Origin of the sequence: Irregularibacter muris (assembly GCF_024622505.1) — a bacterium.
Taxonomy (GTDB): domain Bacteria; phylum Bacillota; class Clostridia; order Eubacteriales; family Garciellaceae; genus Irregularibacter; species Irregularibacter muris.
Map to the genome: position 1 here is coordinate 210,722 of NZ_JANKAS010000004.1, position 25,214 is coordinate 235,935.

23 protein-coding genes are annotated in these 25,214 nt (G+C 36.2%); 1 reads left to right on the forward strand and 22 read right to left on the reverse strand.

All coding sequences use genetic code 11. From position 1 onward, the window contains the following. Nucleotides 1-111: 111 nt before the first annotated feature. The 17 genes from NSA47_RS06800 to NSA47_RS06880 form a co-directional block, all read right to left on the reverse strand. Nucleotides 112-924 carry a Cof-type HAD-IIB family hydrolase gene (locus NSA47_RS06800; RefSeq protein WP_257530287.1) on the reverse strand — a complete coding sequence of 271 codons (813 nt, stop codon included), beginning with the start codon at nucleotides 922-924 and terminating at the stop codon, nucleotides 112-114. A gap of 16 nt (nucleotides 925-940) precedes the next feature. After that, nucleotides 941-2,647 (reverse strand): dihydrolipoyl dehydrogenase, encoded by a 1,707-nt coding sequence (gene lpdA, locus NSA47_RS06805; RefSeq protein WP_257530290.1) that lies wholly within the window; start codon nucleotides 2,645-2,647, stop codon nucleotides 941-943. A gap of 153 nt (nucleotides 2,648-2,800) precedes the next feature. Then, nucleotides 2,801-4,138 (reverse strand): dihydrolipoamide acetyltransferase family protein, encoded by a 1,338-nt coding sequence (locus NSA47_RS06810; protein ID WP_257530292.1) that lies wholly within the window; start codon nucleotides 4,136-4,138, stop codon nucleotides 2,801-2,803. 17 nt (nucleotides 4,139-4,155) lie between these two features. After that, entirely contained in the window at nucleotides 4,156-5,139 is a 984-nt protein-coding gene (locus NSA47_RS06815) for an alpha-ketoacid dehydrogenase subunit beta (RefSeq protein WP_257530294.1), read from the reverse strand. A 14-nt stretch (nucleotides 5,140-5,153) separates the two neighbouring features. After that, entirely contained in the window at nucleotides 5,154-6,113 is a 960-nt protein-coding gene (locus tag NSA47_RS06820; RefSeq protein WP_257530296.1) for a thiamine pyrophosphate-dependent dehydrogenase E1 component subunit alpha, read from the reverse strand. Nucleotides 6,114-6,478: 365 nt separating this feature from the next. Then, nucleotides 6,479-7,126: a class II aldolase/adducin family protein gene (locus NSA47_RS06825; protein ID WP_257530298.1), complete on the reverse strand. Its 648-nt coding sequence runs from the start codon at nucleotides 7,124-7,126 to the stop codon at nucleotides 6,479-6,481. A 33-nt stretch (nucleotides 7,127-7,159) separates the two neighbouring features. Continuing rightward, the gene (locus NSA47_RS06830) at nucleotides 7,160-7,663 is read right to left on the reverse strand and encodes a hypothetical protein (protein ID WP_257530300.1); all 504 of its coding nucleotides are present in this window, start codon (nucleotides 7,661-7,663) and stop codon (nucleotides 7,160-7,162) included. Nucleotides 7,664-7,680: 17 nt separating this feature from the next. Beyond that, nucleotides 7,681-9,042, reverse strand: a complete 1,362-nt coding sequence (locus NSA47_RS06835) for a PTS galactitol transporter subunit IIC (RefSeq protein ID WP_257530302.1) — start codon at nucleotides 9,040-9,042, stop codon at nucleotides 7,681-7,683. 25 nt (nucleotides 9,043-9,067) lie between these two features. Beyond that, nucleotides 9,068-9,352: a PTS sugar transporter subunit IIB gene (locus NSA47_RS06840; protein ID WP_257530304.1), complete on the reverse strand. Its 285-nt coding sequence runs from the start codon at nucleotides 9,350-9,352 to the stop codon at nucleotides 9,068-9,070. Between the two features lie 52 nt (nucleotides 9,353-9,404). Then, nucleotides 9,405-9,887 (reverse strand): PTS sugar transporter subunit IIA, encoded by a 483-nt coding sequence (locus tag NSA47_RS06845; protein WP_257530306.1) that lies wholly within the window; start codon nucleotides 9,885-9,887, stop codon nucleotides 9,405-9,407. Between the two features lie 33 nt (nucleotides 9,888-9,920). Next, complete coding sequence (locus NSA47_RS06850) at nucleotides 9,921-11,906, reverse strand: BglG family transcription antiterminator (RefSeq protein ID WP_257530307.1); 1,986 nt, start codon at nucleotides 11,904-11,906, stop codon at nucleotides 9,921-9,923. 296 nt (nucleotides 11,907-12,202) lie between these two features. After that, on the reverse strand, nucleotides 12,203-12,649 hold the full coding sequence (gene rpiB / locus NSA47_RS06855; protein WP_306811122.1) for a ribose 5-phosphate isomerase B: 447 nt from the start codon (nucleotides 12,647-12,649) through the stop codon (nucleotides 12,203-12,205). Nucleotides 12,650-12,751: 102 nt separating this feature from the next. Then, nucleotides 12,752-14,047, reverse strand: coding sequence for an NAD(P)H-dependent oxidoreductase (locus NSA47_RS06860; protein WP_257530309.1), 1,296 nt, complete (start codon nucleotides 14,045-14,047; stop codon nucleotides 12,752-12,754). 40 nt (nucleotides 14,048-14,087) lie between these two features. Then, nucleotides 14,088-15,083 carry a sugar-binding transcriptional regulator gene (locus NSA47_RS06865; RefSeq protein WP_257530311.1) on the reverse strand — a complete coding sequence of 332 codons (996 nt, stop codon included), beginning with the start codon at nucleotides 15,081-15,083 and terminating at the stop codon, nucleotides 14,088-14,090. A gap of 117 nt (nucleotides 15,084-15,200) precedes the next feature. Then, nucleotides 15,201-15,902 carry a 2-C-methyl-D-erythritol 4-phosphate cytidylyltransferase gene (gene ispD, locus NSA47_RS06870; RefSeq protein ID WP_257530313.1) on the reverse strand — a complete coding sequence of 234 codons (702 nt, stop codon included), beginning with the start codon at nucleotides 15,900-15,902 and terminating at the stop codon, nucleotides 15,201-15,203. Between the two features lie 323 nt (nucleotides 15,903-16,225). Further along, nucleotides 16,226-17,338 carry a PIN/TRAM domain-containing protein gene (locus tag NSA47_RS06875; RefSeq protein ID WP_257530316.1) on the reverse strand — a complete coding sequence of 371 codons (1,113 nt, stop codon included), beginning with the start codon at nucleotides 17,336-17,338 and terminating at the stop codon, nucleotides 16,226-16,228. A gap of 246 nt (nucleotides 17,339-17,584) precedes the next feature. Continuing rightward, entirely contained in the window at nucleotides 17,585-18,067 is a 483-nt protein-coding gene (locus NSA47_RS06880; protein ID WP_257530318.1) for a CarD family transcriptional regulator, read from the reverse strand. Between the two features lie 226 nt (nucleotides 18,068-18,293). Here NSA47_RS06880 and NSA47_RS06885 point away from each other — a divergent pair, with 226 nt between their 5' ends. After that, nucleotides 18,294-18,692 (forward strand): nucleoside triphosphate pyrophosphohydrolase family protein, encoded by a 399-nt coding sequence (locus tag NSA47_RS06885; protein ID WP_257530320.1) that lies wholly within the window; start codon nucleotides 18,294-18,296, stop codon nucleotides 18,690-18,692. A 112-nt stretch (nucleotides 18,693-18,804) separates the two neighbouring features. Here the strand turns inward: NSA47_RS06885 and radA are convergent, their stop codons facing one another. The 5 genes from radA to NSA47_RS06910 form a co-directional block, all read right to left on the reverse strand. Next, nucleotides 18,805-20,160: a DNA repair protein RadA gene (radA, locus tag NSA47_RS06890; protein ID WP_257530322.1), complete on the reverse strand. Its 1,356-nt coding sequence runs from the start codon at nucleotides 20,158-20,160 to the stop codon at nucleotides 18,805-18,807. Between the two features lie 102 nt (nucleotides 20,161-20,262). Then, nucleotides 20,263-22,692, reverse strand: coding sequence for an ATP-dependent Clp protease ATP-binding subunit (locus NSA47_RS06895; protein WP_257530345.1), 2,430 nt, complete (start codon nucleotides 22,690-22,692; stop codon nucleotides 20,263-20,265). A gap of 21 nt (nucleotides 22,693-22,713) precedes the next feature. Next, on the reverse strand, nucleotides 22,714-23,739 hold the full coding sequence (locus NSA47_RS06900) for a protein arginine kinase (protein WP_257530325.1): 1,026 nt from the start codon (nucleotides 23,737-23,739) through the stop codon (nucleotides 22,714-22,716). Between the two features lie 14 nt (nucleotides 23,740-23,753). Then, nucleotides 23,754-24,257 (reverse strand): UvrB/UvrC motif-containing protein, encoded by a 504-nt coding sequence (locus tag NSA47_RS06905; protein ID WP_257530327.1) that lies wholly within the window; start codon nucleotides 24,255-24,257, stop codon nucleotides 23,754-23,756. A 454-nt stretch (nucleotides 24,258-24,711) separates the two neighbouring features. Further along, nucleotides 24,712-24,942 carry a hypothetical protein gene (locus NSA47_RS06910; protein ID WP_257530329.1) on the reverse strand — a complete coding sequence of 77 codons (231 nt, stop codon included), beginning with the start codon at nucleotides 24,940-24,942 and terminating at the stop codon, nucleotides 24,712-24,714. Nucleotides 24,943-25,214 lie beyond the last annotated feature (272 nt).

Genomic DNA, 25,214 nt, shown 5'->3' on the forward strand with positions numbered 1-25,214 from the left:
ATTCTTTATCTAAGATTCCCTCTGCAAAATATAGATCTATATGGGGAAATAACTTGAAATCTTCGTATTTTTTATTAAGAATCCAGGTTATTTCCCCATATAGAATGTTTTTTATAATACCATTTTTTCAATAACTTGGGCTACTCCGTGCTCTTGATTGGACCCTGTAATATAATCTGCCTTTTCCTTTAAAATGTCCATGGCATTTCCCATGGCTATGCCTAATCCTGCCTCTTGAATCATACTCATATCATTGCCAGCATCTCCAATGGCAACAACTTCCTCCATGGAGATGTTATAGTAATTTGCTATAGATTTTAAAGCGTTGCCCTTTGAAGCATCTTTATGACAAAACTCAATAAGATCTTCTCCACTGCTGGTAATGTCATACTGATCTTTGTGAGGCATGGTTTTTGTCAGTTCTTCTAACTTTTTAAAATCATTGTGGAATACATGGATTTTTAGAATAGGCTCCTTTATCTTTTCTATTTCCTTATAGGATTTTATAATTTCATAATGGACTAGATGGGACTGGCGTATCATTTCATTGTCCCCATAGTAATAAGTATGTTTTCTAGCCATGGGATAGTAATATAATTTTTCAGTGGTGACAAAATTGTAGTCTAGCCCCAACTCCTCCACATGGGAAAGAGTCTCCATCACGAGTTTTTTATCTATTTCCACAATATCTATTGTTCCGTCTTCATACTCTATATAAGCACCATTGTTTCCTATAATAGAAGCTTTTAGGTTTAGCTTTTTTGCATAAGCTTTTGGTGAATAATGAATTCTACCTGTGATTAAGGCGAGATGGATTCCCCTTTCCCCCATCTTTTTTAGCACTTCCATTGTTTTATTGGATACAATCTTTTCATCATCCAAAAGTGTTCCATCCATATCCGTTCCCACTAATTTATACTGCATTTTCTCCTACCTTTCTTTATTTTTTAGGTAAATGTATAGGTTGCCCCAAGGCTACATGCGCAGCCTCCATAATGGATTCTGCCATTGTAGGGTGGGCATGTATGATGCGAACTAGCTCTTCTACAGTTCCCTCTAACTGCATAATGGCTGTAGCCTCTCCTACTAATTCTGTGGCGTTTGGTCCAAAAATATGCACCCCTAATATTTCTCCATATTTCTTTTCAATGATAATCTTTACTAACCCTTGGGTTTCCCCCATGGCAAGGGCTTTGCCACTAGCTGTTAGAGGGAATTTCCCTACAGAAATATCTTTGTATTTGGCTCTGGCCTGTTCTTCAGTAAGACCTACTGCTCCTATTTCTGGCAGAGTATAAATTCCACTGGGAATATATCTATAATCCATTTCTCTGCTTGCCCCCATGGCATTTTCTGCTGCTATAGTTCCTTGGGTTGAGGCTACGTGGGCCAGTAAGATTTCTCCGGTTACATCTCCAATGGCATAAATGTCTTTTTTATTGGTTTCTAGCTTCTTATTGACTACTATACGATTTTTTTCTATATTTAGACCTATATCCTCTATTCCCTTTAGATTGGGGCTTCGTCCCACAGATACTAAAACCCTATCTCCAGTAATCTCCCTTTGTTCTGTATCTTGCACCACTACTTTAAAAGAACTTCCTTGTTTTTCTACAGCTTCTACCTTGGTATCTATCAGAACTTCTATCCCCTGCATTTTAAGGCTTTGCTGTAACATATGGGAGATGTCTTTATCCATATTGGGCACTAGTCTAGGCGCCATTTCCACGATGGTTACCCGGCTACCTAAGGCTTGAAATATAGTAGCAAACTCTACTCCAATAACCCCTCCGCCAATGATCACTAAATGCTTAGGCACTTCCTCTAAAGATAATATTTCTTTATTGGTCAATATGCCTTCCTGATGAAGCCCTGATATGGGCGGAATAGCCGCCGATGACCCTGTGGCTATAATTAATTTATTATAGGAAACTTTTCTTCCCCTATCCTTTCCGGTAATCATGGCTACTGTATGATCTTTTTCTACTTTCCCTCTACCCCTGATGACTTCTACTCCATTGGATTTTAGGATGACTTCTATGCCCGTGACCAATTGTCTAACCACTTTATCCTTATTGGCTATCATTTGCTTGATATCCACTTCTGGCTTTCCAACCTTTATTCCTCTACTACCGGCATTTTTCATATAATGCAAAATCTCGGCATTCTTCACTAGGGTTTTTGTGGGAATGCATCCCCAGTTTAGACAGGTGCCTCCAATAGCTTGCTCTTCAATTAAAGCTACCTTGGCTCCTAGCTGTGCTCCTCGAATAGCTGCCACATACCCACCAGGGCCTGCTCCTAACACTACAATATCATAATCTTCCTTAACAGAATCCAACTTAATCTCTTCTACTTTTTCTATGTTTTCGTGGGCTTTGGGCTTCTCTCCCTCGGATAAAACTTCTCCTGCCTTTCCTATGTATCCTATAGTAGTAATTACCGGCAATACCTCTCCTTCTTGGGCTAATATTTTAAGCAGGACACCACTAGCGGGGGCCTCTACTTCCATATTGACTTTGTCCGTAAGGATTTCCAATAAGGGTTCTCCCATTTCTACGGTATCCCCTTCTTTTTTAAACCATTTTACAATTGTCCCCTCTTCCATCGCCATTCCAGCTTTGGGCATGATGATTTCTATTGCCATTATCCTTCCCCTCCTTCAAATAAATAATAAGGTAGTAAGCAAAAGGTTATAACCCTTCCACCTTCTACCTTATCCATAATTTTATTTATTGTATTCTAGATAAATAATGAGTATTTTTTATTAAGAAATACTATTTCTTATCTATGGTTAATCTTAGATTAACATCATCATTGGATTTTCTAGCAATTGTTTTAGATATTGCAGGAACTTCGCTCCTGGTGTTCCATCGATTACCCGATGGTCTATGGTTAGGCTTAAATTCATTATCGGCCTTACCTTAGGCTCCCCATCTACCACTCGCATTTTTTCTATGATGGCATTCACTCCTAAAATGGCACTATTGGGTTGGTTGATAATGGGGTTAAAGTGAGATATCCCAAACATTCCTAAGTTGCTGATAGTAAAGGTGCTACCCTGTAGTTGATCAGGAGATAACTTTTTAGATACTGCCTTTTCTGCTACATCCTTTGCTGCCACTACAATTTCACTTAGGGTCATCTGGTCGGTATTTCTGATCACAGGTACTAATAAGCCTTCATCCAGTCCAATGGCCAGAGCCATATGAACATGTCTATGCAGCAATATCCCTTCCTCTACTAAAGTAGCATTTACTATGGGGAATTGTTTTAAAGCTTTGGAAGTTGCCAGTATAATAATATCGGTAAAGGTCAGTTTTTTACCCGTCTGTTGTAAAATAGTTTCTTTTAATTGCTTTCTTAATTTCGTGGTTTCGGTCATATCCACTTCAATATTTAATGTAAAAGTAGGTGCCGTGAAAAAGCTTTGGGTCATCCGTTCCCCAATAACTTTACGCATACCTGTTAGGGGAATAATATTATCTTTTTCAATTTTCTGTTCTTGGGTTTCCAGAGATCTCAAGACATCATCCTTAACAATCTTCCCACCTACCCCAGTACCTTTAAGGGCGGATAATTCAACACCTTCTCCCTGGGCAATTTTTTTAGCCAAGGGGGTAATTTTTGCTCCTTCTCTTTGGAGTCCTTCTAGATATTCTGCTACATCCATCCTTTGTACTCGTCCCTTAGGACCAGACCCAGATATGTCCTTTAAATCAATATTGTTTTCCTTAGCTATTTTTCTTGAAGCAGGAGTAGCTCTAACCTTTTGGGTATTTATAGGATCCTCTTGCTCTTTATCTTCCACTGGCTGTACATCATCTATCATTAAGTCCTGAGGACTTTCTGTTGTAACAGCTTTCTGATCAGAAGTCTGTCCTTGAGGAACTTCTTCTCCAGGTTTTCCGATATAGCCTATGGTGGTGATTACCGGCAATACCTCTCCTTCTTGGGCCAGTATTTTAAGCAGAGTGCCACTGGCAGGTGCTTCCACTTCCATATTGACTTTGTCCGTTAATATCTCTAATAAGGGCTCTCCCACTTCCACGGTGTCCCCTTCTTTTTTAAACCATTTCACGATGGTTCCTTCTTCCATCGCCATTCCGGCTTTGGGCATGATGATTTCCGTTGCCATCTCTTCACCTCCCTTTTTTATCGATTCATTACTTTATATATGGCCTGTCTAATTTCCCCTTCACTGGGTACCACTGCCTTTTCCAACTCTGGATTGTAGGGAATGGGGACATCTAATCCTGCTAATCTTAAAATCGGTGCATCTAAGTAGTCAAAGGCTTCACTTTCTGCTATAACAGAAGCGATTTCTCCTCCGTATCCTCCTGTTTTGACTGCTTCATGAACGACAATAGCTCTTCCAGTTTTCATGACCGACTTAATGATTGTATCCTTATCTAGAGGCACTAATGTCATAGGGTCTACTACCTCTACACTGATCCCTTCTTTTTCTACTTCTTTTGCTACCTCTAACACTCTTTGCAACATCCTGCCATAGGTCACGATGGTTACATCCGAACCTTCTTTTTTAATATCGGCTTTTCCTAGGGGAATGATAAATTCTGGATCTTCATTCACCCTATCCTTCACTCGATATAATAGTTTCTGCTCAATAAACACTACTGGATTATCATCTCGTATGGCAGCTTTTAATAATGCTTTGGCATCATTGGGTGTAGAGGGAGCTACCACCTTTAGTCCTGGGACGTGGCACACCCAAGCTTCTAAACTTTGGGAGTGTTGAGCTGCTGCTCCTGTACCTGATCCTGCAGGACATCTGACTACCATAGGTACTTTTGCTTTCCCACCGAACATATATCTCATTTTTGCTGCCTGATTAACTAAAGAGTCCATGGCAAGCGTGATAAAATCCATAAACATGATCTCAGCAATGGGTCTCATACCAGTAACGGCTGCCCCTGCAGCGGCTCCTACAATAGCGGCTTCTGAAATAGGGGTATCCCTTACTCTCTCTTCCCCAAATTCTTCAAACATCCCTACAGTTACACCAAAAGCATTTCCATATATTCCAACATCTTCTCCCATAAGGAATACATTTTCATCTCTTCTCATTTCCTCACTCATTGCTAGACGAATAGCTTCTGCATAGGTCATTTCTTTCATTTTTCATTCCTCCTTTACGCGTATACGTCTTCTGTTATAGTATCTAAGGATGGGTTAGGACTATTGTTAGCAAACTCAACTGCTGCTTCTATGTCTTCTCGAGCTTTCTCTTCTATAGCTGTTAAAGCTTCTTCTGTGGAGATATTGTTTTCTATCATATATGCCTTTAATCTTTTTATGGGATCATTTTTTCTCCACTGAGCTATTTCTTCTTTGGTTCTATAGGCATTGGCATCACTTTTGGAGTGGCCTAAATATCTATAGGTCTTACTTTCAATAAGTACTGGTCCCTTTCCACTTCTACAATATTCGGCGGCTTTTTTTACTGTTTCATATACTTCCACAGCATCATTGCCATCGATCGTATACCCAGGTATGCCATAGGATTTTGCTCTTATGGCAATATCTGTGATATTCATTGACTTTTCTATAGACACTGACATTCCATAAAGGTTATTTTCACAGAAATAAATAACTGGTAATTTCCATACCGAGGCTAGGTTTATATTTTCATGAAAACTTCCTTCATTGGTGGCTCCATCTCCAAAAAAACACATAACAACTTTTCCAGTATTTTTCATCTGCTGAGTTAAAGCAGCACCTGTGGCTATACCATGTCCCCCTCCGACAACACCATTGGCACCAAGATTTCCTCTTTCCACATCGGCAATATGCATGGATCCCCCCTTGCCCTTACAATACCCTGTAGTTTTTCCTAGAAGTTCTGCCATCATCTTATTTAAATCTACACCCTTACCAATTACTTGACTATGCCCTCTATGGGTAGAGGTGATAAGGTCATCATCATGGAGCGCCATACAAGATGCCACCCCTGAGGCTTCTTCACCTACTGAGAGGTGCGTAGTACCATGCACCATACCTCGAGCAAAGAAATAACTTACCTTTTCTTCGAAGGCTCTAGCTTCATTCATACGTTTGTAAATTTCCAGTAATATGTCCTGATTCATGGCCATGTAGTTCCCTCCTAATTATTGAATACTTTATAATTATGTGAAATATCTTTCACGCTAACGAAATTGTTTCACTATAAGTATAATCTTTTATATTTTGCCTGTCAATTTTGTTAATTTTTACCCAATTTTTCTTTTTACTATCGTGATAAAAATTTTTTTTGATAAAAAATCTTTGATCCATCTATATACATTCTATTCTCTATAAAAAACAGCTTTCATAGGAATATTCAACTTCCATAAATGACCTTTATATTTAATCCATCTCGTTTTTATACTGAAAGGATATTCTCTATTTTTCCTTACCAACAATATATAACATAGCGTCAAAATAATAAGGGACACAGCATACGCGCCCCTTATTGTTTCTATTTTTTATCTTGCCCATAACGATTGAAAATTTCTACTGCAATATCAATTTCTTCTTGTTTTAATAAAGCCATTTCTTTCTTAAAGGATCGTGCCATTGTTATGGTTTTAGCGGCTTCTTCTAGATAAACACAAGCATATAAAGCTTGTTTTAATGAGTCTCCAATAGCAATGACACCATGATGTTTTAATACTACCGCTAATTGATCTCCTAAATAATCTACAGCAGCTACTCCCATTTCTAAACTAGCAGCTGAAGTATAAGGAGCTACTTTTACCGATCCACGGGTAGCATTTGCCAAAGTAGTTAAATTACACACTATTTCATTTTCTACTAATCCAATAGCTGTTGCATAGGGTTGGTGGGTATGGATGACAGCATTTACATCTCGTCTTTTTTGGTAAATATACAAAAGTGCTACCGTATCTACACTAGCTTTTCTAGTTCCTTCTAAAATATTTCCATCAAGGTCAACAACAAGTACATCCGAAGGAACCATTTCTTCATAAATCATTCCACTAGGGGTTATTAAAATTTCACCGGTAGGCATTCTCCAACTTAAATTTCCACCGGAAAGAGCTATTAAACCATATCTATCTAACTTTTTACCAGCTTCAACCATCTCTTTTTTTTCTTTTTCAAACATTTAACCTCTTCCTTCTATTGAATTTAAGTAAAATTATCTATGCTTTTTTTGTGCTTTTAATTCTAAATATTTAGTATTCACTGTTCTGGCACGAGATTTAATAGAATCAGGATGAATTTTATACTCAATATCGATTAGGGTTTGAAACAATTCTTTGCTCTCATTAAACATTTTCGTTGGAACCCAAAATCTCCCCGATAAAATATTATGCTTATTAATCCGTAGATACATCTTACCAGAGGTTGGAAACTCCCTGATTCTAAATTGTTCAATATCCTCAATTTCATAGGATACCTTTTTATTAAAGGAATAGAAACTTATACACCGCTCATCTACTTCTATTCTTTCAGGATTGCTTTTTGAAACAAAAGCATTCCATGCGGTATAGGATGAAACCAAAAATGCGAAGATCATAAGGGTTGGCATTACCCCTTTTATAGCCATGAAAATACTGGCCATAGCAAGAAGTAAACAAAATATTCCTGTTATGATTATCTCTATAATATAGAACATTCTATCATATACGTATGTTTTCATAGCTTATCTTCCTTTTTCTATTCATGATGTAATAAAGCAGCTTCTTTTTTAATACGCATTCTATTCCAAACAGCCATAGCTATTGCAACAGCACCAGCGATTACAGTACCAAAATATCCCCAATTGTGTAGTCGAACAATTATCCAGGTTAATGGATTTGCACCATCACAAATGGATGAAATCATTGTAGCCCCAGCAGGCATTTGGAAGTTAGCATTTACAGCAGCTTGAGTGATTAAGGGAGCTAAATCCGTTGCAATTAGTAGTCCTACAGCTAAACATACCACACCGATTAAAATCCCTCGGAATCCATTTTCTTTTACAATTGGCGTAATCAAAACAAACATCCAAGGAATAACTGCTAAATCAGCAAAGGGCAAAACTTCATTTCCGGGAATGATTATCGCTAAAAAAATTGTAAGTGGAACTAATATGAAAGAAATTGCCAATGTTATAGGATGACCCACACCAACTGCGGAATCTAAACCAATATATATCTTCCCACGATTTTTAAATTTATTTTGAATAAATTCACTGGCCATATCACTGATGGGTATTAAGCCTTCCATTAAAAGTGCTGCCATTTTAGGGATCAACACAAGCACAGCCCCTAGGGACACCCCCAATGTTAAAACCTCTGTTACCCCATATCCAGCAAATATACCAATGATGAATCCTAAAACCGTCCCTACTAAAATAGGCTCCCCAAATACGCCAAATCTTTTTTGCACATTATCCATATTGATATCAATCTTATTGATCCCAGGAATCATATCAATGATTTTATTAAATAACATAGCAATAGGTGCATAGGCAGTCGTAAAACCATGTGGCAGTGAAACTCCAGGCAAGCCTAAAGATTCTTCTACCTTTGGAGCAGTATAATCTCCTAGAACCATAATAATCACCATATTGATCACTGCAGTAATAATGCCCAATAGAATACTATCTGTTAAAATGGCAACCAATGCCCCAGTAAAAGCAAAATGCCAATAATCCCAAATATCAACATTAACCGTTTGAGTTGTGTTGGTAAGGAGCATAACAATATTCACTAACAGACCTACAGGTATAATGGTTAGACCCACAGTAGAAGCCATAGCAATTGCTGCAGATGCTGGCCAACCAACATCAATTACAGATAAACGCAGTCCAAAACGTTCAACCATTTGTTGAACGGCTGGCGCTAAATTTACACCTAATAAGCTGTTAATGACCAAGTTTAGACCTATAAAACCTATCCCCACAGTCAGTCCAGCTCTCAAACTTTTACCAAAACTTGCTCCCAATATACATCCTAACACCGTTAGAACAATAGGCATAAATACAGCTACACCTAATCCTTGAACGAATTGGAAGAAACTAATAACTGTATCCATTATAAATACTCCCCCTTTAATTTTTTTATTTTTCCATTAACTCTAGAATTTTATCAATTGATGGTTGTGTATTTACATTGGTTAAAAAGCATACCCCAGGGACAAATGGACATTTTAATTCTTTAGGCACCATGGTTGTGGAAATTAAAAAATCATAGTTAGAAGACATGGCTGGGGTTTCTGCTACTTTACATTGAGTAATTTTATATTTGCCTTTATACCCATGCTCATCTAAAATTTGAGCAACCTTGTTACGCACTGCTGTTGAAGTACAGATACCTGATCCACAAGCTAATAAAATATTCTTCATTTTTATCATCCTTTCTTTTTTTCTTTATAGAATGATTAAAATTGAAATTTAATCATTTTCTTTTCTCAAAAAAATCATTAAATTTATCCACTGCCTCTTGTTGGCTTTTACAGCCTAATAATGTAATAAATGTTTTCTTTTGCTGCAAGAGGCCCATTAACTCCTGTAAAAAGCCAATTTGTTTTTGAGGCTCTTTCACGGCTAGCATAAGAACAATTTGTACAGGAACCTCGATATCATTTGATCCCATTTGCCTAAATAACACGGGTTCTTTTAAAATACCAATTGCAATAGATTGTGTTAAAACATGTTCTGGGTCAGTATGAGGAATAGCTACTCCAATGTCTTCACATTGTAATCCGGTAGGAAATACCTCCTCTCTTTTTAAAATGGCTTGAATATAACTTTTTTTTACAAGTCCTTGGTTAAATAAATGTGTACTTAATTTCTCTATAATTTTTTTATCTGTCTCGTCAAAAATATCCATAAAAACTAGACTTGGAGACACTTTTATGTCATTTAATATATTGGACACTCTAACACCTTCTTATCAACGTATATTTATTTCCTAATAGCTTATCTCTCCTCTACTTTGTAAAATACAAAGTAATTCTTTTTTACTCCCAACTGCTTTTATACTATCTATTATTTCTGGTGATTCAATTAAGGCCATTAAACTCGAAAATAACTCTTTTAATTGTGAAACATCCTCATTTGCAACAGCAATCAAGAATACCACACTTACACAATGAGCTCCCCAATTTATTGGTCTTTTTAAAGTTGCAATGGTAAGAGTGCTTTTCTTTACAGTGTCTGGGAATGCGTGTGGTATAGCCACTCCTGTATATACACTGGTGTCACCCATCTCTTCTCTTTCATATATAGATGCACGGAAATAGGGATAAACCCTGTCTTTTTTTTCTAAATTGCTAATTAATAAATCCAGACAATCTCTTTTATTTTTAAAGTCCAAATTACAGAAAATAAATTGTTGATCCATAAACTTACTAAACTTATTAAAATCTAATTTTGTATGATTTGGTCTTAATTGATTAATATTTGTATTAATATTTGAATAGGTGTTTAGGATTGTGGATACATCTTGATCTGTTACCAATGGTGCTACTTGTATAATAGGAATGTTTTGTCTTAAAGGCTTTAATCTAACAGTAGTGATGATTAAGTCTACACCTGTTAAATCTGTAGAATATAATTCATTTTCTGTCATAGAGTAGATGTTATCTTTATTCGGGAGAATTTGTCTGACTTTGTTAAATACTAATTCTGATGTTGCTAACCCCCTAGGACAAACAATCACTATATTTTTAAAAATAAAACCATGCCTTTTTTCTAATGAAACTTGAAAATGAATCAATAAAAATGAGATTTCATTGTCATCTAAGGCAATGCCATATTTTTTTTCTAAATCGCTTGTTACGTACCAAGTCAATGAGAATAATACAATGTATTGTTTTTTTATTTCATTGAGTAGGGGGTTGTGAATATGAATTCCCTTTTTCGATCTTAAAATCATTGGAGGCAGATGAGATAATAAGGATTCTTCTAGTTTAATATCTTTCGTTAAGTCAATTTCCAATAGTTCACTCATATTTTTTATCATTGTTTTTACGACATGCTCATATTGGACACACATATTAATGGTTTTTATTACAGGTTCAATTCCATGGGCAAAAAGTTGACTATTTAAATATCTCGTATCACTATCTGTAAATTGAAAACCTAGATGCTTTTCAAAATCATTTATTAAGTCTATTGTCAATAAATAAGGTTCTAACTCGCTTATGTCTTTCGATTCATAACATATGTGTTTATTTAATTTAATTCGCGTTAGAAAAATTAAAATGACTAAATATAAGGATTTTATATAGTAATCTGAAATTTTTCGATTATTAATTTCTACTAAATGATTAATATTTGCTTTAGAAAGTGAGATAATACTCAGGTCAAAATGATCCTTTATGAATTCATGAAATATATATTCAATACCATTTAAATCTACATGACTATCCTTATTAAATATTTCTTGCAGCAAATATTTCCCATAGGCTCTTTGTAAATTTTGTTCATTTCCTACTAGAATAATTTTATTTTTATGGGTTTTTATGATCACATCATAGGGATTAAACGATTTATTTAACTCTTCTATATCACCTCTTAATGATGCACAAGTAACGAAAAAAGTGTTTTCTAAATCTTCTAAATCTACAATTTTATCTTCTAGAATAGATTTTTTTAATATATTCAGCCTTCTGTTTCTAGGACTGTAATATTCTGTTTTTTCACTGTAATAAATACAACTCTTTTCAAAATTGCTTTTATCTTCTTCTCTTCCATTTAGTTTCAAGCCTTTTCGTGGAGTTTTTTCGATATACAAATTGTATTTTTTCAACTCCCTATTTAAAATTTCTATATCGTTATAAACGGTTTTATTAGAGACATCTAAATACTCGCTAAAATATTTTGTAGCAATATATCCCTCCTCTTTGCATAGCAATTGATACAATTGTATTTGTCTAGACTTCAATTGTTCCAATTAACACAACCCCAATTCCTCATTGAGTTTTAATAAGAATTCTTATCTACATTAGATTGTATGTAAATTATATTGGATTTAATTTCATAATTAAATAAAGAGGATTTTCCATATTAATGTGGAAAACTTTTAGAGCTTTCCTATAGCAAAAAAAGAGGCAAGTGACAAAATCCTCATAAATTTTGCTTTTGCGCAATTTTTATTGGATAATGCCAAATGCCTCGGGCTAGATTTCATTTAATAAATTTTAAAGAAGATTTTATTCTTATCTCTCTTTTGTTCTAAACTTTTCTTTTTTATCTATACTCCTTATCAATCTCAATCATTCTTTCTACCTTGGACAAGGATCCTCCCCCTTGGAATTCTGATACCAGCCATGCATCAATTACGGTTTTTGCACTTTCTGGTCCAATGACTCTCTGGCCTAGGGTAATGATTTGAGCATTATTGCTTTTTACTAATCTTTCTGCTGAAAACACGTCATGGGCCACTGAGGCACGTATACCTGGTACTTTATTAGCGGTTATGGCCATGCCTATACCTGTGCCACAGATAATGATTCCTCGATCAAATTCCCCTTTGGCTACTGCTTCTGCGATTTCCTTTGCCTTATCAGGATAGAGAACGACTTCTCCTTCATTGATTCCAAAGTCTACGATTTCATAGCCTTTACTCGCTACATGATCCCTTAAAGTGTCCTTTAATTGTATTCCTGCCTCGTCACAACCAATAGCTATTCGCATTACTATTTCCTCCTTTTAAGATTAGAATTTCTATATCTTGTAGTAAGCGGCGAGGGGTATTGTCATCTTCCCCCTAATCCAATATCACTTATTCTACAAAGCTTATCCAATTAGTGTCTCCTGGAGATTTCTAAGTTTGTAAATTAAAGTTGAAGTATCCAATTCAATCATATCATAGGTGATCAATTGTCCTTCTTTAACATCTTTTATTAGTTTTGTATTTTTAGTAATCAATCCTAAAGGTACAGCATTTTCTCCCTTAGCTTTTTCATAGGTGTCAATGGTCCCGTATACGGTAAATCCGCCAATACCATCTAGCATTTCCCCAGCCTTTAGATCTTTTTTGGCTACTGTAATGGTTTCTGCGATAGGTTTCCCCCCCATAGGTACTATGGTAGGTTCATGATAAAGCACAGCCCTAGCAGCAGATAGTGGCGTTTCCAAGCTTGTTAGATGATAAGGACGATATAATACATAATTAGGTCCAGCGCCCATACTCAGATACTGCATTTCGTGGTGAATTTGTGGTAGTTCTGTGGTGACAATAATAAATACTCCTGGAGCTACTCCATTTACATAATCCACTATTTTATATTTATTTAAAATTCCACCTTGCTCCTTTAGTTGGAAAATTCCTGGCAGTTCATTTACACTTGCACTAGGTGCATGCCCTCCCCGTATGTCGGGAATATATCCTGTGGCATTGGCCATGGCTGTCATCTCTACCATAGTTTTTGTGCCGTCTTTAAAAGAAGTCAACATCTTGGGACTTACTCCAGATTTTGTGGCTTGCTCATAAACATTTTCAGGGTTGGCCCTTAGATTAACAGGATTGTTTTTTCCTTTCCCAATGGCTACAATATCAAATCCCATACCATCAGCAAAATCATAAAGCTCTTTTACTGAACCAGGCTCATCTCCCGCAGATCCTGTATAAATTACCCCAGCACTATCGGCCATTTGTTTAAGAAGAGGTCCAATAACTACGTCGGTTTCTACATTTAACATAACAATATGTTTTTTGTTAAAAATGGAGTCCATGGCAATCTTTGCCCCTACATCGGGTACTCCTGTTGCATCTACTACAACATCTATTAGATTGGCCTTAGCGGCTAGTTCTGCATTGTCAGATGCCACAAATTTTCCTTTTTCTAGGGCTTCATTGAGTTGAGACAGATTTTTTGCAACCACAATATCCTCTCTACTTATTCCAGCCAAAGTGTAGGCTTCTACAGCATTGTCCACATTAATATCAATGACTAGGCCAGGTGTCATCCCCTTCATCAACATCATCTGACTTACCATACCCTTACCCATTTGTCCAGCCCCTACAAGGCCTGTGTTAATTGGTTTTCCTGCCTCTTGGCGCTGCTTGAGCTTTGTATTTAATCCTAACATGTGAAACTCTCCCTTCTTAATCCTATTTTTAAATGCAAAATTATTTTCTTTGTTTTTTATCCAATTCTATAATGGCTTTTGCTGTAAGTTGATCTATAATCAAAACATCGATATAATTCCCTCTTAATACCGATAAAATGGCCTCTTTCCTTTCAAGATGGCCTGCGATTCCTATGGCTAATGGAATTTCTCTTATTTTTTCTAAAGGGATACCAATAATTCTTTTATTAAATTCAAATTGTTCTCCATTTCCATAGGCATCAACAAACTGGGAGCAAATATCGCCAACAGCCCCCTCTCTTCTAAGGGTTTCAATTTCTTCCGCACTATAGTATCCACTTTCCAATAGAGTCGATGTATTAATGAGAGGCGATCCTATTCCAAATAGTCCAATATCTACTTTTTCTCCCATTTCCAATATGGATTGCACATAGCGATCCTTTGTAAAAAGTTCTTTTACCTGAAAATTATCTACTATGGCGGGGGCATGTAATAGTTTGTATTCCGCTTTAAATTTTTTTGCTAATTCCAGGGCAATTTGATTGGGATGAAGTTCTATATTGGTCTGTCCTATCCCCCCTAGTAAGGGGATAAAGGTTATTTTATTGGTACGATAATTTTCTACAAAGGAGGGGAGTTCTTTAAGCAAATGTCCCATAGATACCCCAATGGTCTGCCCTGTTTTTATTACCCTTTGTAAATATTTTGCCCCAGCTTTTGCCAGTTCCTTTCTAAGGTCTTCGGGTTTTTCAGCATTTGTTTCTATCAATATGACCTCTTTAAGTCCAAATCTTATTTCCATTTCTTTTTCTATACCTATGTACCCATGGGTAATAGGGTTATTCACAGTGATGGTAACTATGCCTTCTTCTCTTGCCTCTGTCAAAATCCTAGAGGTTGTCGCCTTGGAAATGCCAAGCTTTTCCGCAATCTCTGCTTGATTAGCACCTTCCTCATAATACATTTGGGCCACACGCACTAATAATCGAATATCTCTTTGCCTATCTCTCATTTTATCACCTGAAATCTTTTTCATGGTAGTTTATTTATTTCACCTTTATTATATATTGTAAGCCATTACAGGTCAACGGCAATTCAGTATATTTTATAATTCAATACAAAAAAAACCTAAATATATACTTTTATATTTAGGCTATCTCATTCTGATATTTATAATAGATTCTGCAATGATTAGATCTTCAGGGGTGGTGATTTTGATATTGTCGTATTGTCCTTTTATCATTTTTATTGGATAACCCAGCCTCTCTACCAACATTCCATCGTCAGTACCTATAAAGCCCTCTTGTAGAGCTTTTTGGTGAGCTTCCATCAACAAGTCATAAGTAAAGGTTTGAGGAGTCTGGACTGACCAAAGTACATCTCTTTTTGGTGTATTTTCTACAAAATGTTTGGCATCAACTATTTTGATTGTTTCTTTAACAGGGACTCCTACTACTGTGGCTTTATGAATTAGGGTTTCTGCAATACTTGTTTGTATGGTATATTCATGTACCAGTGGTCTTGCTCCATCATGGGTTATCACAATATCTGCACGAGGGTTGACCTCCTTTAACCCATTGTACATAGACTGTTGACGCGTTTCCCCTCCAGTAACAAGTTTTTTTACTTTTTTATATCCATAATATTTTATAACCTTTTGTAGACACTGGGATTTTTCATGTTCTCCCACTACCACGAGAACCTCATCGACTAACGTACTTTTTTCAAATACTGATAAAGTATGGGCTAAAATGGGCTTGCCCTTTAGCATTAAATATTGTTTATTCGTACTGGCTTTCATTCTCGTACCCTGACCTGCGGCAACTATGACCGCAGACACATATGGTTTAGACATCCTTTACACCACCTATTTAAAATACCGCCAATCTTTCAACTCTTTTCATATGAATTCACTTGATATTATAACAAAAAGGGGGATAAATGCAAAACCTACTAACGAAGCAGCCCTACAGAGCTTCTTCGTTAGTAGGTGAGATTGTTGAAAAATCCTATCTAAAGGAAAATACCTGAATTTATCATTTGAAGGAATATAGACAAGAATCCAGTATTTAAGCTTCTTTAAGATTCTTCACTCCCCTAGGCTACATTTACAATGACACAAAACGGGACTTTTGAGCGCAGAGAAAGCGGCCATAGCCGCTTTCTTGGAATATTTATTTAGGACACTTTCTCAGAAGCTGATTTTGGTTTAGCAAAAATCATTCTCCCTGCTGCTGTTTGTAAGACACTAGTTACGATGACATCAATGGTTTCTCCGACATACTTCCTGCCGCCATCCACCACAATCATTGTTCCATCATCTAAATAGGCAATGCCCTGTCCAGATTCTTTACCATCCTTAATTACTTGTACAATCATTTCTTCTCCTGGTAATACCACTGGTTTTACTGCATTGGCCAGTTCGTTAATATTCAGCACACTTACTCCTTGGAATTCAGCAACCTTATTTAGATTATAGTCGTTGGTGATTACCTTTCCATGTAGAAGCTGAGCTAACTTTAATAATTTGCTGTCTACCTCTGCAATATTGGGAAAATCTTTTTCAGAAATCTCCACAGGAATCTCTAATTCTTTTTGAATTTTATTTAAAATATCTAGTCCTCGTCTACCTCTATTGCGTTTTAATGCGTCTGAAGAGTCTGCAATATGTCTTAACTCTTCTAAAACAAAGTGGGGAATAATCAATGGCCCCTCTACAAATTCTGTTTTACAAATATCAAAAATCCTACCATCAATGATCACGCTAGTATCTAATACTTTAGGAATACCATGGCCACTATGTTTTGAAGGTTTATTTTCTCTGTTGGATCTTTTAAAGACATTGGAAAGATTGGTAATATCGTCTCTTTTTTTAATAGCAAGGTTTATCCCTAGATATCCTAATACAATATAAAATATAAGAGAAATAATATTTCCTACCCAAGGTATGGGGATATTATTTATAGGTATACTGATTAAGCTCGCTATAACAAGACCAATAATTAATCCAAAGGCCCCAAGAATAATTTCATTAATGGGCATTCTTTCTAAACTTTTTTCCACGGTAAAGGTGGATTGCCAACCCTTATTAATGATTTTAGGAGAAAATAAAAATAATATAAGGCCACCAATAATCGCTCCTACAATATAGGCTGTAATCCGTATTGTATAAGTTAGGTCCATATTAATTGTTTCTTCAATAGGAATTAATCTTAGAGCATAATACATCGCTTGGTATCCTAAAACTAATCCTGCAATGGTCAATAATCCTCTTATGATTTTGTTTACCATGCATTCACCTCCTATCTATTAATCTTTTCCAAAATTTCCTATTTTATAACCTATAAAATAAAATTCCTATAATAAAGTATATACCAAGATTAAGGATTAACCAAACTCTCCTGACAAGATTTGTCTTAAAAATCCATCCGGAAGCTTTACTAATGGAATAGGGGAAGATATTTCCCTAGTAGACTCTACTTTTTATTGACGTGAAAGTTTCTTTTTTCGTCCAATAAAAAACAGACGTTTTCACGTCTATTCTTCTACTAAGGTACTATATACTAATTCTTCTGCTTGCTCTTCATTCAGATCTCTCACCAAAGAAAACTCGCTAATTAGGATTTGTTTTGCACTATTTAACATTTTTCTTTCTCCAGTAGACAGCCCTTTTTCACGATCCAATAACAAAAGGTTCCGCACGACTTCAGCCACTTCATAAATATTTCCACTTTTTATTTTTTCCATGTTGGCTCGATATCTTCTATTCCAATTTTGAGACATTTTACTTTTGTCGCCTTTTAATATTTCCAGTACATCTGAAAATTCCTGTTCATTAATTACCTCTCTAAGTCCGATATCCTGTGTGCTGTCAATGGGAATCATCACCTTCATATCCCCAAGAGGTAGTCTCATCACATAATACTTTCTTTTTTTGCCTAGAATTTCCTTTTCCTCAATGGCTTCTATTATCCCAGCCCCATGCATAGGGTATACAATTTTATCACCGATATTGAACATTAAGCCGCCTCCCATTTTTAGAAATGACTAATTTAAGTATACTAAAAGTTTAACTATTTGTCAACAAAAATACTAATTTTAACACATGGATCTAGGTTTTGTCAATGGAATTTTGTAAAATATATAATATTTTCTTTTATGGGGTTGTTCATTGACAAAGGTAGATCTAAAGCCCTATAATAAAAATAAGAGACGTTAACAATACTATTTCGAGGTGAGTCAGAATATGAAAGATGTGATTTGTGATCAATTTCAAGATACGGTATCCCAACTTCTAATTAAACATAAAAGTATTTTAGATGTCCTCACCAAGCAACAAGAGTCTAGTACCCGCGTGAATCGTGCTATTGTAAAAGCAGTAACCTCCTGTGGGTGTGTAGAAATTCATGCCATTAAACAAGAAATTGGTGACGAAATTTCTATGGAAAATATTCATGAGGCTTTAAACAACCATGTAAAAGGTCAATTATGTGAGCAGTGTAGGGAAGTTGTAGAACAAGAGTTAGGAAACCATCTCTTTTACATTGCAGCCCTTTGCAATTCTTTAGATTTAAACCTATTAGATATTATTCTAAAGGAGAAGAAAAAAATAAATACCTTAGGTATATACAATATGCTTAGATAACTTTATTTAAATAAATGCTCAAAAGTGGAAATCTAGAAGATTCCCACTTTTTTTATGCAATAGGAAAGTTGGTCTTGTTGATAGGAAACCAACCTTTCTTATATTTATAGTTTTAAAATATCCATTGCAGGGCTTCAGAGAGGTTTTCCACGCCTACTATTTCAATGTCTTTTATAGCTAATCCCTTCATGTTACTTTTCGGAATCAGACATTTTTTAAAGCCCATTTTTTTTGCTTCCATTAGTCTTTTTTCTATAAATTGTACAGATCGTACTTCTCCTGTCAACCCAACTTCCCCTATGGCTACTAATGTTGGATCAACTTCTATATTTCGAAAACTAGAAGCTATGGCAATAATGACTCCTAGATCAAGGGCAGGTTCATCTATTTTTAATCCCCCAATAATATTGACATAGGCATCCTGATTTTGCAGTTGCATCCCCAATCGTTTTTCCATTATAGCCAGTAGCAGCACCACTCTATTATAATCAATCCCTGTGGCCATGCGTCTAGGCATTCCAAAATTGGTTGTACTGACTAAAGCCTGTAATTCTATTAATACCGGTCTAGTCCCCTCTAAGCAGGGAATAACAATGGACCCTGGACTACCTATTGGTCTACCGCTTAATAGCATTTCTGAGGGATTTTTAACTTCCTCTAACCCTTTTTCTTTCATCTCAAATATACCTATTTCATTGGTGGAACCAAATCTGTTTTTAACTGCCCTTAAAATTCTATAAGTGTGATGTCTTTCTCCCTCAAAGTATAATACCGTATCCACCATATGTTCCAATACTCTTGGCCCAGCTATTGATCCTTGTTTGGTAACATGACCAACGATGAAAGTGGCAATGCCCTTTTCCTTGGCCACATGCATAAGTTGCCCTGTGATCTCCCTTACCTGGCTTACACTGCCTGGAGCCGATGTGATATCAGGTTGATACATGGTTTGAATGGAGTCAATCATGATGACATCAGGCTGCATTTCCTCTATGCTTCTTTCAATAATGGGCATATTGGTTTCTGCTAATATATAGAGAGAATCACTATTGGTATCCAGCCTTTGTGCCCTTAGTTTAATTTGTTTTAGAGATTCCTCTCCAGATACATATAACACCTTTAATTTACTGGTAGACAATTGGCTGCTAATCTGCAAAAGAATGGTGGACTTACCAATACCAGGATCACCTCCAATTAATATCAAAGAACCCGGTACCACTCCTCCCCCTAGAACACGATTTAATTCTTCCATCCCCGTAGAAAATCGTTCTTCTTTCTCTATGGTTACTTCCTTTAAGGTCAGGGGGCGATTGATTATTGTGCCTCCAAAATTACCATAAGCCTTTTTAGGGTTGGTCACTTCTTCTACCATGGTGTTCCATTGATCACATTCCGGGCATTTTCCCATCCATCTAGGGCTTTCATACCCGCATTCTTGACAAATATATCTTTTCTTGAGTTTGGCCATACCTCTCCCTCTTTTCATCGTTCCTATCTTTATTATAGTGTAAAAATATTTCTAAGTAAATTAAGGCCTAAACCAAAAAATCCCCTAGGGGATTTTTTGGTTTTATTCTTTCACTCTAAACTCTAGTTTTCCATCCTTGGCATCTACGACAATGTGATCCCCTGTAGAAATACTTCCTTTTAACATTTCTTCTGATAATTGGTCTTCTACCTTTTTTTGTATTGCTCTTCTCAAAGGTCTTGCCCCATAGGTTAGATCAAATCCTTCTTTTGCTAGGAATTCCTTTGTATTATCGGTAAACTCTACATAAATATTCAAGTCTTTCAGTCTTTGGGCCAGTCTCTCTAACAATATAGAGATAATCTCTTTAAGATGGTGGTCCTCTAATTGATGGAATACAATGATTTCATCTAGTCTATTTAAAAACTCTGGTCTGAAGGTTTTTCTCAGTTCCTCCATCACATTGCCTTTCATTTTTTCATAGCCTCTATCCTTCTCATTTTGGGCAGTAGCAAAACCCAAACTTTTTTGTCTTCTAATGGTATGTGCTCCCACATTGGAGGTCATAATCACCACGGTATTTTTGAAGTCTACTGTTCTACCCTTTCCATCGGTCAATCTGCCATCCTCTAAAATTTGCAATAATATATTGAATACATCCGGATGGGCTTTTTCTATTTCATCCATTAATACTACAGAGTAGGGTTTTCTTCTTACCTTTTCTGTCAATTGTCCTCCCTCTTCATATCCTACATATCCTGGAGGGGAACCGATTAATCTGGATACGGTATGTTTTTCCATATATTCTGACATATCAATTCTTATCATGGCATTCTCATCGCCAAACATCACTTCTGCTAAGGCTTTACTTAATTCTGTTTTTCCTACTCCAGTAGGTCCTAAGAAGATAAAGGAACCAATAGGTCTATTGGGGTCTTTAAGTCCTACCCTGGCCCTACGAATGGCCTTAGACACTGCATTTACAGCTTCATCTTGACCAATAACCCTTCTATGAAGCTCTTCTTCTAAATTTAATAATCTATCGGATTCTTCTTCAGCTAATTTTTTTACAGGTACACCTGTCCAGCTCGAAACGATGTGAGCAATGTCTTCCTCATCTACTTGGTCTGCACTTTTATTGTTCTTTTTCTTCCAATTGTTTTTAATCTCTTCTAGCTGATTTTTAGATTTTTGCTGTTCATCTCTGATTCTGGCAGCCTTCTCATAGTCTTGGCTAGATATGGCCTCTGCCTTTTCTTGTTCAAATTTTTCTATTTTCTCTTCTAGTTCTTTTATTTCTGGTGGTGCAGTAAGGACACTTAATCTTACCCTAGATGCTGCTTCATCTACTAGGTCAATGGCCTTATCCGGCAAAAATCGATCGGTAATATAGCGATCTGAAAGCTCAACAGCTGCTTTTAGGGCTTCATCTGTAATCTTTACTCTATGATGGGCCTCATATCTATCCCTTAATCCTTTTAAGATTTGAAGAGTCTCTTCTGTAGTAGGTTCCCCTACTTGGATAGGTTGGAATCTTCTTTCTAGGGCTGAATCCTTTTCAATATATTTTTTATATTCATCTAGGGTGGTCGCACCGATGGTTTGCAATTCCCCTCGGGCTAAAGCAGGTTTGATGATATTTGAAGCATCGATGGCCCCCTCTGCTGCTCCTGCTCCCACAATGGTATGGAGTTCATCAATAAACAAAATGACATCCGCAGAATTACGTATTTCTTCCATTACCTTTTTAAGCCGGTCTTCAAATTCTCCCCTATACTTTGCTCCTGCCACCATTCCAGAAAGGTCTAAAGTAACCACTTTTTTATCCTTTAAGTTCTCAGGGATACTCCCTTCTATAATTCTTTGGGCCAGTCCCTCTGCTATTGCAGTTTTTCCTACACCAGGTTCTCCAATTAAACAAGGATTGTTCTTGGTCCTTCGACTGAGAATTTGAATAACCCGTTCTATTTCTTTTTCTCTACCAATAACTGGGTCAATCTTTCCTTCCCTTGCTAGCTCGGTAAGATCTCGACCAAACTGCTCCAGGGTGGGTGTATTTGTTTTTTGCTTTCTTTTGCTATTTTCCTGGGAGGAAGGATTGCTATTGAGATGATTCATCACTTCCTGTCTAGTTTTATCAAAACTGATATCTAAATCATGAAGTACCTTAGCTGCTACCCCTTCTCCCTCTCGGATTAATCCTAAAAGTAAGTGTTCTGTCCCTATATAATTATGGCCTAAGCTCCTTGCCTCAGCTAAGCTTAGTTCTAATACTCTCTTTGTCCTAGGAGTATACCCTACAATTTTAGAATTGCCCTCATCTCCTGTACCTATGATTTTTACAATCTCATTTCTTACTTTTTCCAAATCCACCCCTAGGTTTTTTAGGGAAACTGCTGCCACGCCATCCCCTTGCCTGATCAGTCCAAGAAGTAAATGCTCAGTTCCTACGTAATTATGGTTAAGGCTACTGGCCTCCTGTTGTGCAAATACAAGGGCTTGCTGTGCCTTTTCTGTAAATCTTCCAAACATCGCCATTTAAAGCACCTCCAGTTATTTTTCAATCTTTTCGCGAATATATTGGGTTCGAATGTAGTCTCTTTCTCTTTCATCCATTCTTCGATTATAATTTTTTTGCAACATACCTGTTTGAATATTGGTCATCAAGTTATTAATAACATCCATATCGATATCTTGAATATAGCCCAAATCTATCCCTAGTCTTACATAGGATAACAATTTCATGCATTCATCTGAGGATAAAATTCTTGCATATTTTAAAATGCCATAAGAACGATAGATTTTATCCTGTAAATTGATAGGGTTATACTCCTTCATATTCATTCTTATTTGTCTTTCTCTTTTAAGAATTTCCTTTACCACGGAATGTAAATTACTAATAATATCCTTTTCTGAAGAACCTAAAGTGATCTGATTGGATATCTGAAATAAATCTCCTATAAACTCTGTACCCTCTCCATAAATCCCTCTGATGGTAATCCCTAACTTCCCAATAGCTTGTATGACAGAGTTAATTTGCCCGGTCAATACCAGACAGGGAAGATGTACCATTACAGAAGCTCTCATCCCTGTTCCTATATTTGTAGGACAGGCTGTTAAATATCCCCATTTTTCATGGAAAGAAAAAGGTATGGTTTCCTCTAAAAGATCATCTATTTTATTGGCGATCTCCCAGACTTTGTTCAATTGAAATCCCGGCAGGATACATTGAATGCGGAGATGATCTTCTTCATTAATCATTATGCTTACTTGCTCACCCTGTTGGATCAAAACCGCACCTATTTTGCTTTTTCCTAGATCAGGGCTAATGAGATGTTTCTCCACCAATACTTGTCTTTCTAAGGAGGATATCTTATCCATTTCTATGAGTTCAAACTCATGAGCTATAGCCGAATTGCTATAAAGAATGGCTTCGTGGATAGATTGAATCACTTCCTTAGCTTGTTCTTCCTGCATAAAAGTGGGCATGACTTTCCCTAAAATATTTCTTGCTAATCTTATTCTACTACTGATAACAATATCGTTATCTCCTCCTGGGTTGATATCCCATGCTGTCATATGGCTCCCCCTTTCTAAGATAACCCCTCATTTTTGGCTTTGATTTCATCCCTTAGTTTAGCGGCCAATTCATATTCTTCATTTTCTACGGCCCTTTGTAATTGTTCTTTTAGTTCTTCAATTTCTTTTTTTAGTCTAATATTTTTGGTGGTGTTATGGGGGATTTTGCCTTTATGTTCTTCGCTACCATGAATTCGTCTAATTAGGGGCTCCAAATGCTCTCCAAACACTTCATAGCAATGATCACACCCTACTTTTCCTGTTTTTTTAAAGGCATTCAAACCCATTTTGCAAAGAGGGCATCTTAATTCTTCTACAGGACTTTGCTGTGGATAAAATGAATTGTCAATATCCAATAATCCCGAAAAAAACTTATGGAAATCAAAGCTTTGTTCAAATGAGAGTTCATTTAATTCTCGGGCACAGGACTCACATAAATCATATTCTTGTTTTTCACCATTGATAACTTTTGTAAGATGTACTACCGCATCTCTTTCTTTACAATGTTGACATTTCATCTAACCTCTCCTTTACTTCTCACTTTTAAGCATTATGTAAATTTATAGACCTATAAATAGATTTTCCTTTACCTGTATTATTACCCTTTTTGTTGATCATTTTAACGTTAAAAATTTTTTCCCATAAATATTCCTAAGGGTTTTAAGAATATTTTACCAATATACATATATTTTTACAATAATCCTCAAGCAATAGACCTATAAAAGTCATCCGAGAGGATGACTTTTATAGAACTACCTTAATCTGTTGTACTCGTTAAATTCCTATTTTCTCATGTTCCAAGGTCAAGAGTTTGTAAATTTGCCTTCAGCAGTATCAAAAACTCGCTACGCTCAAACACTTAATTTAAAGCGCTTTCGCCTGCATTAACAAACTCTAAACCTCTGCACAAAGCAAAGTCTCCATTTAACGAGCACAACCAGTTACTTTAATAGGAAATTATCTCAGTGTAATTCATTCTTCCCTATTTACATTATTATTTTTTGTGGTATTTTCTAAATGCTCTGCTCGTTTTCTTTGGGCATCTGTACCTAGCCAATAGTTATAAGTGGACATAAATTCACCGTACATACTCTTGTCTGCCATTTCATCTTGGTAAGCATCATCCTTATTTTTAATCTCTACAATCTTTCCCTTCTCCTCCATACTTTCGGGCACAGGTTTTTTTTGCATATCCTTATTCATAAATAGTCTCCTTTCCTCAAGATTGTAAAATCTATCTCATCTTTTTTTAAAATTTAGTTTTTAAAATCCTCTTTATTTTTTGTTAAATTCATATATTTATACTCTTCTTTCCCATGGAATTGAATAAAATAAAAAACACTTTGAATGAGGTGACCCCTTAAAGTTAGACTTTATTAGCGAGACAGTTTCGGCTGCCTCGCTATTTTTATGCAGCCTGAAGACTAAGTCTGTATTGCACTGGACTTAGCCATCCAAGTTTCTCTTTAATTCTC